We start from the raw sequence: 14,724 nt of genomic DNA, 5'->3' as shown, positions 1-14,724 counted from the left end.
GGCTCACTCCTCCCGGGACGAAGCGTCGGTCCGATCCCGGCGCTGTTTATTCTGCGCCCGGCCCAGTTCACGCACCGTCATCAGGCCGACGCCCGCCACCACCCCCAGCACGCCGCCGATAAGGCCGGTGGCGGTGGCGGAGCGCGGCGCCCCTTCCGGCTGATGGACGGCGGGTTTTTCCGCCCTGGGGGTGGGGTTTTCCACATTCGCCAATTGGAAAATCCCCTTGGTAAAGCCGATGCCCTGCTCATTGCAGCCATAACAGGGATGGCCGATGCCCACCGGCCAGATACCGCCGCCCACATCGCAAAACTCCAGGGTCGGGCAGTTGCCGTAGGTCTCCGGTCCTTTACAGCCCAGATGGTACAGACACCACCCCTGGCGATGCCCCTCGTCGCCGAATTCCCGGGCAAAACGCCCCGCGTCGAAATGCGGCCGCCGTTCACAGTTTTCATGAATCAGACGGCCATAGGCAAAGGTGGGCCGCCCGGCGGCGTCAAGCGCCGGCGCGCGCCCCCAGGTAATGATATGGGCCACCGTCGCCAGGAAATTATGTGGATTGGGCGGGCAGCCCGGGATATTGATAATGGTTTTGCCCGGCAGGGCCTGCTGCAGGCTGACCGCCCCGGTGGGATTGCTGCCCGAGGCCGGCACGCCGCCCCAGGCGGAACAGGACCCGATGGCGATAATGGCGGCGGCGCCCTCGGCGCATTCACGGATATGCTCGACAATAGGTTTGCCGGCCACCATGCAGTACACGCCGCCGTCCTTGAGCGGGATGGAACCGTCCACCACCAGCACATATTTGCCGCGGTACCGCTCCACCGCGCGCTGCTTATTGTCCTCGGCCTGGGCGCCGAAGGCGGCGGAGAGCACCTCATGGTATTCCAGGGAAATATCGTTAAGCAGCAGGTGTTCCAGCGTCGGATGCGTCGCGCGCAGCAGGGACTCGGTGCAGCCGGTGCATTCCTGGGCGCCGATCCAGATAACCGGCGGCCGCGTCGGCTGCGCCAGGGAGCGGGCCATTTCGCCGGCCGCGCGGCTGCTCAGGCCCATGGTGGCGGCCAGGGCGGCGCACAGTTTTAAAAAGGTACGGCGATCAACCCCCGGGGGAGTAATGCGGGTATTCATAGTGGTTTTGGGCCTCTTACATGGCAACGCTGCTCAAGCACGGCTGCGTCATTGAGACCCTGAAATTATTATGAGAGGGTTAAATTGATCTCTATCAATTTAGGGCCAAATGACAATTTATATTTTTATTATTTGTGACCAAGAACATTTTTAACCAATATTATTTCAAAATGTTTACTCTAAAATTTTACTTTATTTGTTTTTTGTTAGGCTGGACCTCTATGCATTATATTTCCACGACGCACGCCATTAAATAACTATTCTGTTATTTTATTAAGTAAAATAATCCTCTACCGGAGATTATTTTCAGCCACGGCATAATCAGGCGCTGGTTTTATGCGCGCCCGCCGCTATTTTTGCCGGGAGTGTGAAGCAGACCCGCGTCAGAAGCAAGCAGAGTCTTTACCATCTTATTCATGGCGCGGCGTAATGATAACGGCAGCAAAATACCCCTCCTTCAGCCTTATTTTGTCGTATCATCCCGGGCAAGACGATTGGCGAACACGGAGAACACATGGCCAGAGACACCCGCAAAGCGCCGCTGACATTGAGCACCTCCGTCATTCTCATGGTATCGGGTGTCATCGTTTCCGTGCTGGTGGTGGTCCATATGCTGTTTTTCAGCCAGATAAGCGAACTGGCCGAGAACAACGTGCGGGATAAAGCCTTCGCCATCGCCCGCACCCTGGCGCAGGATCCCGAGGTGGTGCAGGGCCTGGGCGGCCAGGGCAATCCGGGCGCCATTCAGCAGGTGGCCGAAGCCGCGCGGATACGCAACGACCTGTTTTTTGTCGTGGTCACCGATATGAACCGGATACGTTATTCGCATCCGAATGCCGAACTGCTGGGTAAACTCTATGTCGGCGACGATATACTGCCGGCGCTCCAGGCGCGGGAACACCAGGCGATTAACCAGGGCACGCTGGGGCGGGCGCTGCGTATCTATACCCCGGTCTATAACGCCGCGCAGCGGCAAATCGGCGTGGTGGCGATTGGCATTTCACTGGATACGGTACAGACCATCGTCAACGGCAACCGCTGGAACCTGCTGTGGACCGCGCTTATCGGCGCCGCCGTGGGCGGTATCGGCACCTGGCTGCTGGTCAAGGCGCTCAAGCGCATCATGCTGGGATTCGAACCCCATGAAATCGCGCAACTGTTCGAGGAGCGCAACGCCATGCTGCAATCGGTCAAGGAAGGGGTGATTGCCGTCAACGCCGACGGCCAGATTACGCTTATCAACGACGAGGCCAAACGGCTGTTCAAACAGCACGGCCCCTGGGAAAACCTGCTGCTGGACGCGGCAAGCAAGAATTGGCCGGCGCAGCTCTATTTACGCAACGTGCTGCAAACCGGCAAGCCCCAGCGCGACCGGGAAAGCCATATCAACGGCAGCGTGCTGCTGACCAATACCGTGCCGGTGATCGTGGGCGAGGACATCGTCGGCGCTATTGCCACGTTTCGCGATAAAACCGAGGTGGCGCGCCTGCTCGAGCGTCTGGACGGCATGTCGGCCTATGCCGATACCCTGCGGGTGCAATCCCACGAATTTATGAACAAGCTGCATGTGATTCTCGGCATGCTGCATTTAAAAAGCTACCAGGCGCTGGAATCCTATATCCTGAAAACGGCCAATAATTATCAAAATGAAATCGGCACCCTGATTCGTATCGTCAAATCGCCGGTGATCGCCGGTTTCCTGCTCGGTAAGATTAACCGCGCCCGCGACCTTGATATCGGCCTGGTGATTACCGAGGACAGCTGGCTGCCCGATACCGATGATAACGACACCACCGCCTGCCTTATCACCGTATTGGGCAATGTGATTGAAAATGCCATGGATGCCCTGTCCGAGAGCGAAAAAGGCACGATCACCGTCAGTTTCCTCTATCGGGATGATATGCTGCTGCAGTGCACGGTGAGCGACGACGGCCCCGGTATCGACCCGGCCGTGGGGAACACGGTCTACCAGCGCGGTTTTTCCACCAAAGGCACCGGCCGCGGCATCGGCCTTTATCTTGCCCGGGAAGGCGTGGAACGGCTGGGCGGATGGATGGAATTTACGTCTGAACCGGGGGTGAGCACCCGCTTCGACATCACTTTGCCATATCGGATAAAAACGGGGTAACCCTATGATAAATACTCTGATTGTCGACGATGACGCCATGGTGGCCGAATTAAACAAATGCTACCTGAGCCAGGTCAGCGGGTTTCAATACCACGCCACCGCCTCCACCCTGCAGCAGGCGCGGTCGCTGCTGATGGCGGCCGGGGATAAAATTGATCTGGTGCTGCTGGATATTTATATGCAGCAGGATAACGGCTTGGATCTGCTGCCCATCATCCGTGAAATCAGCGAGCAAACCGATGTCTTGATTATTTCCTCGGCCACCGATGTCGGCACGGTGAAAAAAGCGTTCAAATACGGCGTGGTGGATTATCTTATCAAGCCCTTTCAGTTCGCCCGTTTTGAACAGGCGCTGGTCAGCTACCGCGAGGAGGTCAATTTACTCGACCTGCGCGAAAACTGCGCGCAGTCCGATATCGACCATTTAATTCACCATAAAACCGCCGACGCCGATCACGGCCATAAAAAATTGCCCAAAGGCCTGACCGTTATTACCCTGCGCACCATCGGCGAGTGGATTGAGCAAAGCAAGGATCGGGAATTTTCCACCGAGATGCTGGCCAACGCCATCAACATCTCCAAGGTCTCCTGCCGCAAATACCTGATATATTTGGCGGAGGCGGATATTCTTACCACCACCATTTTTTACGGCTCCATGGGGCGCCCGGTCTATTTTTACCGCTTATTACCGGAAAAACTGGAGGCGCTGCGCCAGTGTTTCCAGTAAATGCCGCCCGCCGCATCATGCCGGTGCGGCGGCGGCGGGTTTCGCCAGCAATAGTGTTTAATTCCCGCCCTTAAATCAAATTAATTATTTCACATCATAAGCATTAACATCTAAACAACAATATGATTTGCCTAAATAAGATTGGCTATAACATAAAAATATTAAATCATATTATTAACTAAAAAAAGCGTCGGTATGTGATTCAGCACAATCATTGTGGTTTTAAACGGAGTTATTTGTTAAGCAGTGAATTTAAATAAAGTTATTAAACAAAGGAAAAGTACAAATGGCATTTTTTATTCAACTGGCCGTTATTCTGGCCTGTCTGTTATACGGCGCCAGAAAGGGCGGTATCGCCCTCGGCCTCCTGGGCGGTATCGGGCTGGTTATCCTGGTCTTCGTCTTCCATCTCGAACCCGGTAAACCCCCGGTCGACGTCATGCTGGTGATTATCGCCGTGGTCGCCGCCTCCGCCACCCTGCAAGCCTCCGGCGGCCTGGACGTCATGCTGCAAATCGCCGAGCGACTCCTGCGGCGCAACCCCAAATACGTCTCCATCGTCGCCCCCTTCGTCACCTGCTGCCTGACCATCCTCTGCGGCACCGGCCATGTGGTCTACACCATTTTGCCCATCATCTACGACGTGGCGATTAAAAATAATATCCGCCCAGAACGTCCCATGGCCGCCAGCTCCGTCGGCGCCCAGATGGGCATTATCGCCAGCCCCGTGTCGGTCGCGGTGGTCTCCCTGGTGGCCATGCTCGGCAATGTGTCTTTTAACGGCCGCCACCTCGACTTCCTCGACCTGCTGGCCATCACCGTTCCCTCCACCCTGTGCGGCATCCTGGCCATCGGTATCTTCAGCTGGTTCCGCGGCAAGGACCTGGATAAGGACGAGGTGTTCCAGAAATTTATCGCCGACCCCGAAAACCGCCACTATGTCTACGGCGATACCGCCACCCTGCTCAACCAGAAGCTGCCGCGCAGCAACTGGGTGGCGATGTGGATTTTCCTCGCCACCATCGCCGTCGTCGCGCTGCTGGGCGCGATGCCGCAGCTGCTGCCGGTATTCGGCGGCAAACGGCTGTCGATGGTATTGGTTATCCAGATGTGCATGCTGTTTTCCGGCGCCCTGATTATCATCGCCACCAAGACCAACCCGGCGGCCATCTCGAAAAACGAAGTCTTCCGCTCCGGCATGATTGCCATCGTGGCGGTCTACGGCATCGCCTGGATGGCGGAAACCATCTTCGGCGCGCACCTGGCCGAAATCGAAGCCAGCCTCGGCGCCATTATCAAGGTCCATCCCTGGGCCTACGCGCTGGCGCTGCTGGTGGTCTCGAAGTTCGTCAACTCCCAGGCCGCGGCGCTGGCGGCGATTGTGCCCCTGGCCCTGGCCATCGGCGTCGACCCGGCCTATATCGTCGCCTCGGCGCCCGCCTGCTACGGCTATTATATCCTGCCGACCTATCCCAGCGACCTGGCGGCTATCCAGTTTGACCGTTCCGGCACCACCCATATCGGCAAGTATGTCATCAACCACAGCTTTATCCTGGTGGGCCTGCTTGGCGTGGGCGTCTCAAGCCTTGTCGGCTGGATCCTGGCCGCCGCCTACGGCTTTTTATAAACACGACTCGCATCGCGCGGCGCGGCGGATGGAACACCCGCCGCGCGATTTATTTTTGTTTATCGCATAAGGATCACATTATGGAAAATATCCGCACTGAAAAAGACTCCATGGGCGCCGTCGAAGTGCCCGCCGACCGGCTATGGGGGGCGCAGACCCAGCGCTCGCTGGAGCATTTCCGCATTTCGCAGGAAAAGATGCCGGCGGAGCTTATCGCTGCGCTGGCCATGACCAAACGCGCCGCCGCCCAGGTGAACCTGGACCTGGGCCTGCTGGCCCGCGACAAGGCGCAGGCCATTATCACCGCCGCCGACGAAGTGCTGGCGGGAAAGCATCCGCAGGAGTTTCCGCTGTCCATCTGGCAAACCGGCTCGGGGACCCAGACCAATATGAATATGAACGAGGTGCTGGCCAACCGCGCCAGCGAACTGTTGGGCGGGGAGCGCGGCGATACGCGCCTGGTGCATCCCAATGACGATGTCAATAAAAGCCAGAGCTCGAACGACGTGTTCCCCACCGCGCAGCATGTGGCGGCGGTGATTGCCCTGCGCACTCAATTATTGCCGCAGCTGGCTACGCTGCGGGCGTGCCTGGAACAAAAGGCCGAAGCATTCAGCGACGTGGTGAAAATCGGGCGCACCCATTTGCAGGACGCCACCCCGCTGACCCTGGGACAGGAAATTTCCGGATGGGCGGCAATGCTCGGCCACAGCGCGCGGCATATCGAGGCGACGGTACCGCATCTGAGCGAACTGGCGCTGGGCGGCACGGCGGTGGGCACCGGCCTTAACACCCATCCGGAATATGCCGTACGGGTGGCGAAGGCCCTGGCGGAGCTGACCGGGCAGCCGTTTGTCACCGCACCGAACAAGTTCGAGGCGCTCGGCTCTTGCGACGCCCTGGTACAAGGACACGGGGCGCTCAAAGGACTGGCCGCGTCGCTGTTCAAAATCGCCAACGACGTGCGCTGGCTCGCCTCCGGGCCGCGCTGCGGCATCGGCGAAATCGCCATCCCGGAAAACGAGCCCGGCAGCTCGATTATGCCCGGCAAGGTCAACCCCACCCAATGCGAGGCCATGACCATGCTGTGCGCCCAGGTTATGGCCAATGATGTGGCGGTGAACTTTGGCGGCGCGTCGGGCAATTTTGAACTGAACGTCTTCCGGCCGCTTATCTCGCATAATATGCTGCAATCCATCCGCCTGCTGGCCGACGGCATCAGCAGCTTTACCCGGCACTGCGCCGGCGGCATCGAACCCAATCGGGCACGCATCAGCCAACTGCTGAATGAATCGCTGATGCTGGTCACCGCGCTCAATACCCATATCGGGTATGACAAAGCGGCCGAGATTGCCAAAAAAGCCCATAAAGAGGGGCTGACGCTAAAAGCGTCGGCGCTGAAACTGGGCTATGTCTCAGAGACGGAGTTCGACCAATGGGTACGGCCCGAGGCGATGATCGGCAGCTCCGTTAAATAGGCCCGCGCAACGCGTTCCCCGTAAAGCGTTTAAACTGATGTTTCCGCCGCCCGGCGTCCGGGTGGCGGATCTTCCCCTGATAATGATTAAACCCGCGGAGGGTTGCGCTTGCGGCTGATGCTGTGGGGCGTGGGTTTCGCTTGCCGTGCGTTAGGGTGCGCTAGGGCATATGTCGCCTCGGCGAAGGTTTCGCTTGCCGTGCGTTCGGCGCTTATATGGAATGCCGGGCGCCGGCAAGCGACAAGGAGGCCGTACCGCGACGGCCTCCTTGACCTCCGCGCGCCCGGCAGATCGCGCGTAGCTGCGCGATACCTTCCGACGCCAGTTCCCCCGTTATGCACCGGCCCGTTATGCGCTCCCGGCGCAACGGGCCTTTCGCCGCTCCCAGCGGCTCATGCCGGGGGCACAGCGCCGTCAGCGCGCTTTATGCCGGTCCACATGTCGCTGTTCGCACGGCATATTGTGTAGCAATAGCGGCGCTGTTGTTTTGGATAGAATCTGGCGTCGGGATACGGTTAACCTACTTGCGGGGAGATTTATGTCGCCTCGGCGAAGGTTTCGCTTGCCGGGCGTTCGGCGCTTATATGGAATGCCGGGCGCCGGCAAGCGACAAAGAGGCCGTACCGCGACGGCCTCCTTGACCTCCGCGCGCCCGGCAGATCGCGCGTCGCTGCGCGATACCTTCCGACGCCAGTTCCCCCGTTATGCACCGGCCCGTTATGCGTTCCCGGCGCAACCGGGCCTTTCGCCGCTCCCGGCGGCTCATGCCGGGGGCACAGGCGTCGTCAGCGCGCTTTATGCCGGTCCACATGTCGCTGTTCGCACGGCATATTGTGCAGCAATAGCGGCGCTGTTGTTTTGGATAGAATCTGGCGTCGGGATACGGTTAACCTGCTTGCGGGGAGATTTATGTCGCCTCGGCGAAGGTTTCGCTTGCCGTGCGTTCGGCGCTTATATGTATTGCCGGGCACCGGCAAGCGACAAAGAGGCCGTACCGCGACGGCCTCCTTGACCTCCGCGCGCCCGGCAGATCGCGCGTCGCTGCGCGATACCTTCCGACGCCAGTTCCCCCGTTATGCACCGGCCCGTTATGCGCTCCCGGCGCAACGGGCCTTTCGCCGCTCCCAGCGGCTCATGCCGGGGGCACAGGCGCCGTCAGCGCGCTTTATGCCGGTCCACATGTCGCTGTTCGCACGGCATATTGTGTAGCAATAGCGGCGCTGTTGTTTTGGATAGAATCTGGCGTCGGGATACGGTTAACCTGCTTGCGGGGAGATTTATGTCGCCTCGGCGAAGGTTTCGCTTGCCGTGCGTTCGGCGCTTATATGTATTGCCGGGCACCGGCAAGCGACAAAGAGGCCGTACCGCGACGGCCTCCTTGACCTCCGCGCGCCCGGCAGATCGCGCGTCGCTGCGCGATACCTTCCGACGCCAGTTCCCCCGTTATGCACCGGCCCGTTATGCGCTCCCAGCGCAACGGGCCTTTCGCCGCTCCCAGCGGCTCATGCCGGGGGCACAGGCGCCGTCAGCGCGCTTTATGCCGGTCCACATGTCGCTGTTCGCACGGCATATTATGTAGCAATAGCGGCGCTGTTGTTTTGGATAAGGTCTGGCGTCGGGATACGGTTAACCTGCTTGCGGGGAGATTTATGTCGCCTCGGCGCAGGTTTCGCTTGCCGTGCGTTCGGCGCTTATATGGAATGCCGGGCACCGGCAAGCGACAAAGAGGCCGTACCGCGACGGCCTCCTTGACCTCCGCGCGCCCGGCAGATCGCGCGTCGCTGCGCGATACCTTCCGACGCCCGTTCCCCCGTTATGCACCGGCCCGTTATGCGCTCCCGGCGCAACGGGCCTTTCGCCGCTCCCAGCGGCTCATGCCGCGGGCACAGGCGCCGTCAGCGCGCTTTATGCCGGTCCACATGTCGCTGTTCGCACGGCATATTATGTAGCAATAGCGGCGCTGTTGTTTTGTATAAGGTCTGGCGTCGGAATGCGATTGACCGTTATGAAATACACCGGGTATGGAATGTATCTGACACAACGAAAAGTTGGACATATAGTCATACAGTCATGCAGTCATGCAGTCATGCAGTCATGCAGTAAGGCCATCATCATTCAACTTTAAGCTTAAGTTTTAACAGTACGCATTACGCTTTCAACCATCAGCCATTAACCATTAACCATTAACCATCAGGCTGTAAACGTTAGCGCAAAATGAATACTGATACCTTTCCCGGTAAGTGCATGCCGCAAGAAACCCAAAAACGCTATTTTACTCACAGGCGATGGTGTTGACCTGGTGCCGGCATAGAGTGCGCCGGCGGCGCACATCGCGGCTGGATGAGCCGCCGGGAGCGGCGAAAGCTAAGGGCCGCGCCGGGAGCGCGTCCCGTGCGGTCCAAAAGCCGGGATGGGTGATGCCGGGAACCGCGCAGCGACGCACGATCTGCCGGACGCGCGGAGGTCAAGGAGGCCGTCGCGGTACGGCCTCCTTGTCGTTTGCCGGCGCCCGGCACTACATATGAACACCTCACGTACGGCAAGCGAAACCTTCGCCGAGGCGACATATGCCCTAGCGCACCCTAACGCACGGCACGCGAAACCCACGCCACGGCAGCATAAACCGCCCCATAAGCCACAAACGAACCCCATGCCGTAGCCACATAAACTGCCCCGCCAGCCACAAGCGAAACCCCCGCCGCATTGCCCCGCGTCCCTGCTTCCGGTCCGCGCTAAACGGCCGCCGACATTGCCGCGAGCCAACGAGCCAATAAAGTAAGTAATCGCGCTTTTTATTTTCGTTTATTGTTCGTTATTGTTCTTTATCACACAAATCCTGTCCATTTTATGCGTTAATCCTACTATAACCATCCGCTCACTAGGGGATTAATCTATGGGAGAGAATATGAGCAACCGTTATTCCCATGAGGAGACGGACGTCATTATCATCGGCGGCGGCGCCACCGGGGCGGGGATCGCACGCGACTGCGCCCTGCGTGGGCTGCGGTGCCTGTTGCTCGAGCGCGACGATATCGCCGCCGGCGCCACCGGCCACAACCACGGCCTGCTGCACAGCGGTGCGCGTTACGCTGTCACAGACAGCGAATCCGCCCGCGAATGCATCGAGGAAAACCGCATCCTCAAACGTATCGCCCATCACTGCGTCGAGGCCACCGACGGCCTGTTTATCACCCTGCCGCAGGATTCGCTGGCGTATCAGCAACGATTTATCGCTGCCTGCCTGGATGCCGGCATCGAGGCGCAGGCCATCGATCCGCAGCTGGCCCTCAGGCAGGAACCGGCGGTCAATCCGGCGCTTATCGGCGCGGTGCGGGTGCCGGACGGCACCGTCGATCCGTTTCGCCTGACCACCGCCAATATGATCGACGCGCGCGAGCATGGCGCGCGTTTTTTAACCTACCACAGCGTCACGGGGCTTATCCGCCAGGGCGATCGGGTGCGCGGCGTGCGCGCGTTCGACCATGCCTGCGGCCAGACACATGATATTTACGCGCCGGTGGTCGTCAACGCCGCGGGGATCTGGGGACAGCATATCGCCGAATACGCCGACCTGCGCATCCGCATGTTCCCGGCCAAAGGCGCGCTGCTGATCCTCGGACACCGCATCAACAACCTGGTCATTAACCGCTGCCGCGCCCCGGCCGATGCCGATATCCTGGTGCCGGGCGATACCATTTCCCTCATCGGCACCACCTCCACCCGCGTCGATTACGGCGATATCGACCGGCTGACGGTCACCCCCGACGAGGTTGACCTGTTGCTGCGCGAAGGCGCGCTGCTGGCGCCGCGCCTGGCGCACACGCGCGTACTGCGCGCCTACGCCGGCGTGCGGCCGCTGGTGGCCAGCGACGACGATCCTTCCGGGCGCAACGTCAGCCGCGGCATTGTCCTGCTGGACCATGCCAAACGCGACGGCTTGGAGGGCTTTATCACCATTACCGGCGGCAAGCTGATGACCTATCGCCTGATGGCCGAATGGGCGACGGATACGGTCTGCGCCAAGCTGGGCATCACCGTGCCCTGCACCACGGCGCAGCACGCCCTGCCCGGATCCAGGAAACCGGCGCAAGAGGCCGGGCGCGCCGCCGGCCCGCTGCCCGCCAGCATCTCCGGCTCCGCCGTTTATCGCCACGGCGATCGCGCCAACCAGGTACTGTGGGGCGACCGCCAGGCCAACAGCCTGGTCTGCGAATGCGAGGCGGTCACGGCGGGAGAAGTCCGCTACGCGGTGGAGGCCCTGAACGTCAATAACCTCACCGACCTGCGCCGCCGCACGCGCGTCGGCATGGGCACCTGCCAGGGCGAGCTGTGCGCCTGCCGCGCCGCCGGGCTGTTAACCCGTCTTAACGTCGCCACCCCGCGCCAGTCCATCGGCCAGTTGTCGGCGTTCCTGAATGAGCGCTGGAAAGGCATCAGGCCGGTGGCCTGGGGAGACGCGCTGCGCGAAAGCGAATTTACCAGTTGGGTCTATCGTGGCCTGTGCGGTTTGGACGGCGATGCCCGTCACGCCGCCCGGGACGATAGCCAAAAGAACACGGAGGCCGATGATGGAATTTGATGCCGTGGTAATTGGCGGCGGCCTGGCCGGGCTTAGCTGCGCCGTCAGTCTGGCGGAACAAGGCCACCGTACGGCGGTGGTCAGCGCCGGGCAAAGCGCGCTGTATTTCTCTTCCGGCTCGCTGGATCTGCTGTCGCGCCTGCCGGACGGCACGCCGGTGGCGTCCCCCCCTGACGCGCTGGCGGCGCTGGCGGAACAGGCGCCGCAGCATCCCTATAGCCTGCTGGGCGCGCGCGAGGTCATGGCCCGGGCCGCGGACGCGCAGGCGCTGCTGGCCCGTTGCGACATTGCGCTGACGGGCCGGGCGCAGCATAACCATCAGCGCATTACGCCGCTGGGCACCCGCAAGGCGAGCTGGCTCAGTCCCGAAGAGGTGCCGGTAACGCCCTGGGACGGCATCCTGCCCTGGCAAAGGGTGGCGGTGATAGACATCGAGGGTTTTCTGGATTTCGAGGCCAGCATCGCCGCCGCCTCCCTCGCGGCGGAGCAAGGCATACATGCCGTTGTGGCCTGCCTGCGCCTGCCCGCGCTCGACCGGCTGCGCGCCAATCCCAGTGAATTTCGCGCGGTTAATATCGCCAGGGTACTGGATTTGCCTGAGAATATCCCGGCCCTGGCCGCCGAGCTTGAACGCCTGGCGGGGGACGCGCAATGCCTTATTCTGCCGGCCTGTATCGGACTGGACTCGCCGCAGCCGCTTGAACGGCTGCGCGGACTCGTCAATCGGCCAATCTACCTGCTGCCGACCCTGCCGCCCTCGTTGTTGGGCATCCGGTTGTTCCAGGCGCTGCGCCGGCGCCTTAACCGGCTGGGCGGCGTCTTTATGCCGGGCGACAAGGTATTGAAGGCGCGGTTCGCGGGCCGGCGCATCATCAGCGTTTCCACCCGCAACCACGCCGATATCCCGGTGCGCGCGCGCCAGGTGGTGCTGGCCAGCGGCAGTTTTTTCAGCAATGGACTGGCGTCCACCCATGAGCGGGTCTATGAACCGGTGTTTGGTCTGGACATGTTTGGCGACGGGGAGCGGGATACCTGGAGCCGAGCCGATTTTTTCGCCCCCCAGCCCTATCTGCAGTTCGGGGTTAAAACCGATGACCGCCTGCGGGCGCTGCTTGGCGGTGAACCGCTGGAAAACCTGTATGCCGCAGGCGCGGTGCTTGGCGGCTATGACCCGTTAAGCCAGGGCTGCGGCGCGGGGGTTTCTTTGGTAAGCGCGCTGCACGCCGCGGGAAGGATCGCCGTTACGCTTGAGGAAAATCATGAGCCTGCCCTTTGATAACAGCTTTGAGAGCTGCCTGAAATGTACCGTTTGCACCACCTATTGCCCGGTATCACGGGTCAATCCGCTGTATCCCGGGCCGAAGCAGGCGGGGCCGGACGGCGAACGGCTGCGCCTGAAGGATCCGACGCTGTACGACGACGCGCTGAAATATTGCTCCAACTGCAAGCGCTGCGAGGTGGCCTGTCCGTCCGAGGTACGCATCGGCGATATTATCCAGCGGGCCAAGGCCCGCTACAGCGCGCACAAACCTAGCCTGCGCGACGCCATTCTCAGCCATACCGACATCATGGGGTCCCTTTCCACCCCCCTGGCGCCGGTGGTGAATATGGCCACCGGACTGAAACCGGTGCGGCGGCTGCTGGATAAAACGTTAAAAATCGACCATCGCCGCCAGTTGCCGACATACTCATTCGGCACCTTCCGCCGCTGGTACCGCCAGGAGGCCGATATCCAGCGGCAGTATGCCGAACGGGTGGCTTTTTTCCACGGCTGTTTCGTCAATTACAACCACCCGCAGCTGGGCAAGGATTTGATCAAGGTGCTGAACGCCATGGATATCGGGGTGCAGCTGTTAAAACGCGAGAAATGCTGCGGCGTGCCGCTTATCGCCAACGGCTTTATCGCCCAGGCGCAAAAACAGGCGCGGGTCAACGCCGCCTCGCTTGAACACGCGGTGCTGGAGCACGGCATGGCGGTGGTGGGCACCTCGTCCAGCTGCATCCATGCCCTGGGCGAGGAGTATCCCCATCTGCTGGACGTGGATACGTCGGCGGTGCGCGAGCGTGTCGAGCTGGCCACCCGCTATATCTACCGCCGGCTCGAGGCGGGCAAAACGCTGGACCTGAAGCCGCTGCGGCTGCGGGTGGCCTACCACACCCCCTGCCATATGGAAAAAATGGGCTGGGCGCTGTATACCCTGGAACTGCTCAGGCGCATCCCCGGCCTCGACCTGGTGGTGCTGGACTCGCAGTGCTGCGGCATCGCCGGCACCTACGGTTTCAAATCGGAGAATTATGCCACCGCGCAGGATATCGGCGCCCCGTTGTTCCAGCAGATCGAACGCAGCGGCGTCGACCTGGTGGTGACCGACTGCGAAACCTGCAAGTGGCAAATCGAGATGTCCACCGGCAAGCCCTGCGAGCATCCGATAACGCTGCTGGCCCGCGCTCTGGCCTAACCTCCCCGGCCGCGCCGGGGATCGGGGGGTTACCGATGGCCGCCGCAACCGATCGCCGCATGCCGGGCGGTTGCGGGCGGCGCCTTCCCGCCTCTGGGCCAGGCGCATATATTCCCGCAGCCGGTTGCTGACAACGTCACCGCCGGCCGATTACCGCCGGCTTTGCATCCCATGATTTGATAACACAAGAATATATTCATTAAAAAAAATTGTTATTTAAAATTCATTGCTTGTTTCGGCTTAAGATACCCATGAATAAATGCGTTAAAATAATCCCCCCCGGACCAGGCAGCCTATATCGGCATGCCCGCAGTAAAGTTTTAATACCATTAATAGCGCAATTACAATTGATTACCCTATGGATACCAGTAACTACCTATTCAGTGAAAAAATCTGATTATTGCCGTAATATCCAATACCTTGCTGAATGCCGCTTAAGTTTTTTTTATTAATTTCCTTTAAAGCAGTGAATTATAATATTTATGACGAGATCACAAAACCTAATATTTAACGTTCCGTTTATTAAAAAAAAGGCGTTATTATTTTATCTCCCAATGGTGCTTCCTGTGTCTGCTTGATGCGCTTCCGCCCTGGC

Annotated in this window: 8 protein-coding genes; 7 read left to right on the top strand and 1 reads right to left on the bottom strand. The window is 60.2% G+C overall.

Annotated features, from left to right (window positions below):
- Positions 1 to 3: 3 nt before the first annotated feature.
- Positions 4 to 1,131 carry a hydrogenase 2 small subunit gene (gene hybO / locus ACL2XM_RS04260; RefSeq protein ID WP_410014421.1) on the bottom strand — a complete coding sequence of 376 codons (1,128 nt, stop codon included), beginning with the start codon at positions 1,129 to 1,131 and terminating at the stop codon, positions 4 to 6.
- A gap of 514 nt (positions 1,132 to 1,645) precedes the next feature.
- Here hybO and ACL2XM_RS04255 point away from each other — a divergent pair.
- The 7 genes from ACL2XM_RS04255 to glpC all read left to right on the top strand — a co-directional run bounded on the left by ACL2XM_RS04255 (position 1,646) and on the right by glpC (position 14,129).
- On the top strand, positions 1,646 to 3,259 hold the full coding sequence (locus tag ACL2XM_RS04255) for a sensor histidine kinase (protein ID WP_410014420.1): 1,614 nt from the start codon (positions 1,646 to 1,648) through the stop codon (positions 3,257 to 3,259).
- A 4-nt stretch (positions 3,260 to 3,263) separates the two neighbouring features.
- Complete coding sequence (gene dcuR / locus ACL2XM_RS04250; RefSeq protein ID WP_410014419.1) at positions 3,264 to 3,986, top strand: two-component system response regulator DcuR; 723 nt, start codon at positions 3,264 to 3,266, stop codon at positions 3,984 to 3,986.
- 286 nt (positions 3,987 to 4,272) lie between these two features.
- Positions 4,273 to 5,613: an anaerobic C4-dicarboxylate transporter gene (locus tag ACL2XM_RS04245; protein ID WP_410014418.1), complete on the top strand. Its 1,341-nt coding sequence runs from the start codon at positions 4,273 to 4,275 to the stop codon at positions 5,611 to 5,613.
- 80 nt (positions 5,614 to 5,693) lie between these two features.
- Positions 5,694 to 7,091 carry a class II fumarate hydratase gene (gene fumC / locus ACL2XM_RS04240; protein WP_413723209.1) on the top strand — a complete coding sequence of 466 codons (1,398 nt, stop codon included), beginning with the start codon at positions 5,694 to 5,696 and terminating at the stop codon, positions 7,089 to 7,091.
- A gap of 2,905 nt (positions 7,092 to 9,996) precedes the next feature.
- Entirely contained in the window at positions 9,997 to 11,670 is a 1,674-nt protein-coding gene (gene glpA, locus ACL2XM_RS04235) for an anaerobic glycerol-3-phosphate dehydrogenase subunit A (RefSeq protein WP_413728046.1), read from the top strand.
- On the top strand, positions 11,660 to 12,946 hold the full coding sequence (glpB, locus tag ACL2XM_RS04230; RefSeq protein WP_413733185.1) for a glycerol-3-phosphate dehydrogenase subunit GlpB: 1,287 nt from the start codon (positions 11,660 to 11,662) through the stop codon (positions 12,944 to 12,946). Before glpA ends, glpB begins: the two co-directional genes overlap by 11 nt.
- A complete protein-coding gene (gene glpC, locus ACL2XM_RS04225) occupies positions 12,930 to 14,129 on the top strand; it encodes an anaerobic glycerol-3-phosphate dehydrogenase subunit GlpC (RefSeq protein WP_413732456.1) in 1,200 nt (399 codons plus the stop codon). The genes glpB and glpC overlap by 17 nt, the downstream gene beginning before the upstream one ends.
- The last annotated feature ends 595 nt before the right edge of the window (positions 14,130 to 14,724 follow it).

The sequence above is a fragment of the Sodalis sp. RH20 genome (assembly GCF_047324205.1).
In the GTDB taxonomy this organism is placed as follows: Bacteria; Pseudomonadota; Gammaproteobacteria; order Enterobacterales; family Enterobacteriaceae; genus Acerihabitans.
This window is presented reverse-complemented; position numbering and strand designations above follow the sequence as displayed.

Bases quoted from the DNA above. Each gene is read 5' to 3' on its own strand.
- glpA (WP_413728046.1), top strand. From the start codon at position 9,997: ATGAGCAACCGTTATTCCCATGAGGAGACGGACGTCATTATCATCGGC.
- hybO (WP_410014421.1), bottom strand. From the start codon at position 1,131: ATGAATACCCGCATTACTCCCCCGGGGGTTGATCGCCGTACCTTTTTA.
- ACL2XM_RS04255 (WP_410014420.1), top strand. From the start codon at position 1,646: ATGGCCAGAGACACCCGCAAAGCGCCGCTGACATTGAGCACCTCCGTC.
- glpC (WP_413732456.1), top strand. From the start codon at position 12,930: ATGAGCCTGCCCTTTGATAACAGCTTTGAGAGCTGCCTGAAATGTACC.
- glpB (WP_413733185.1), top strand. From the start codon at position 11,660: ATGGAATTTGATGCCGTGGTAATTGGCGGCGGCCTGGCCGGGCTTAGC.
- fumC (WP_413723209.1), top strand. From the start codon at position 5,694: ATGGAAAATATCCGCACTGAAAAAGACTCCATGGGCGCCGTCGAAGTG.
- dcuR (WP_410014419.1), top strand. From the start codon at position 3,264: ATGATAAATACTCTGATTGTCGACGATGACGCCATGGTGGCCGAATTA.
- ACL2XM_RS04245 (WP_410014418.1), top strand. From the start codon at position 4,273: ATGGCATTTTTTATTCAACTGGCCGTTATTCTGGCCTGTCTGTTATAC.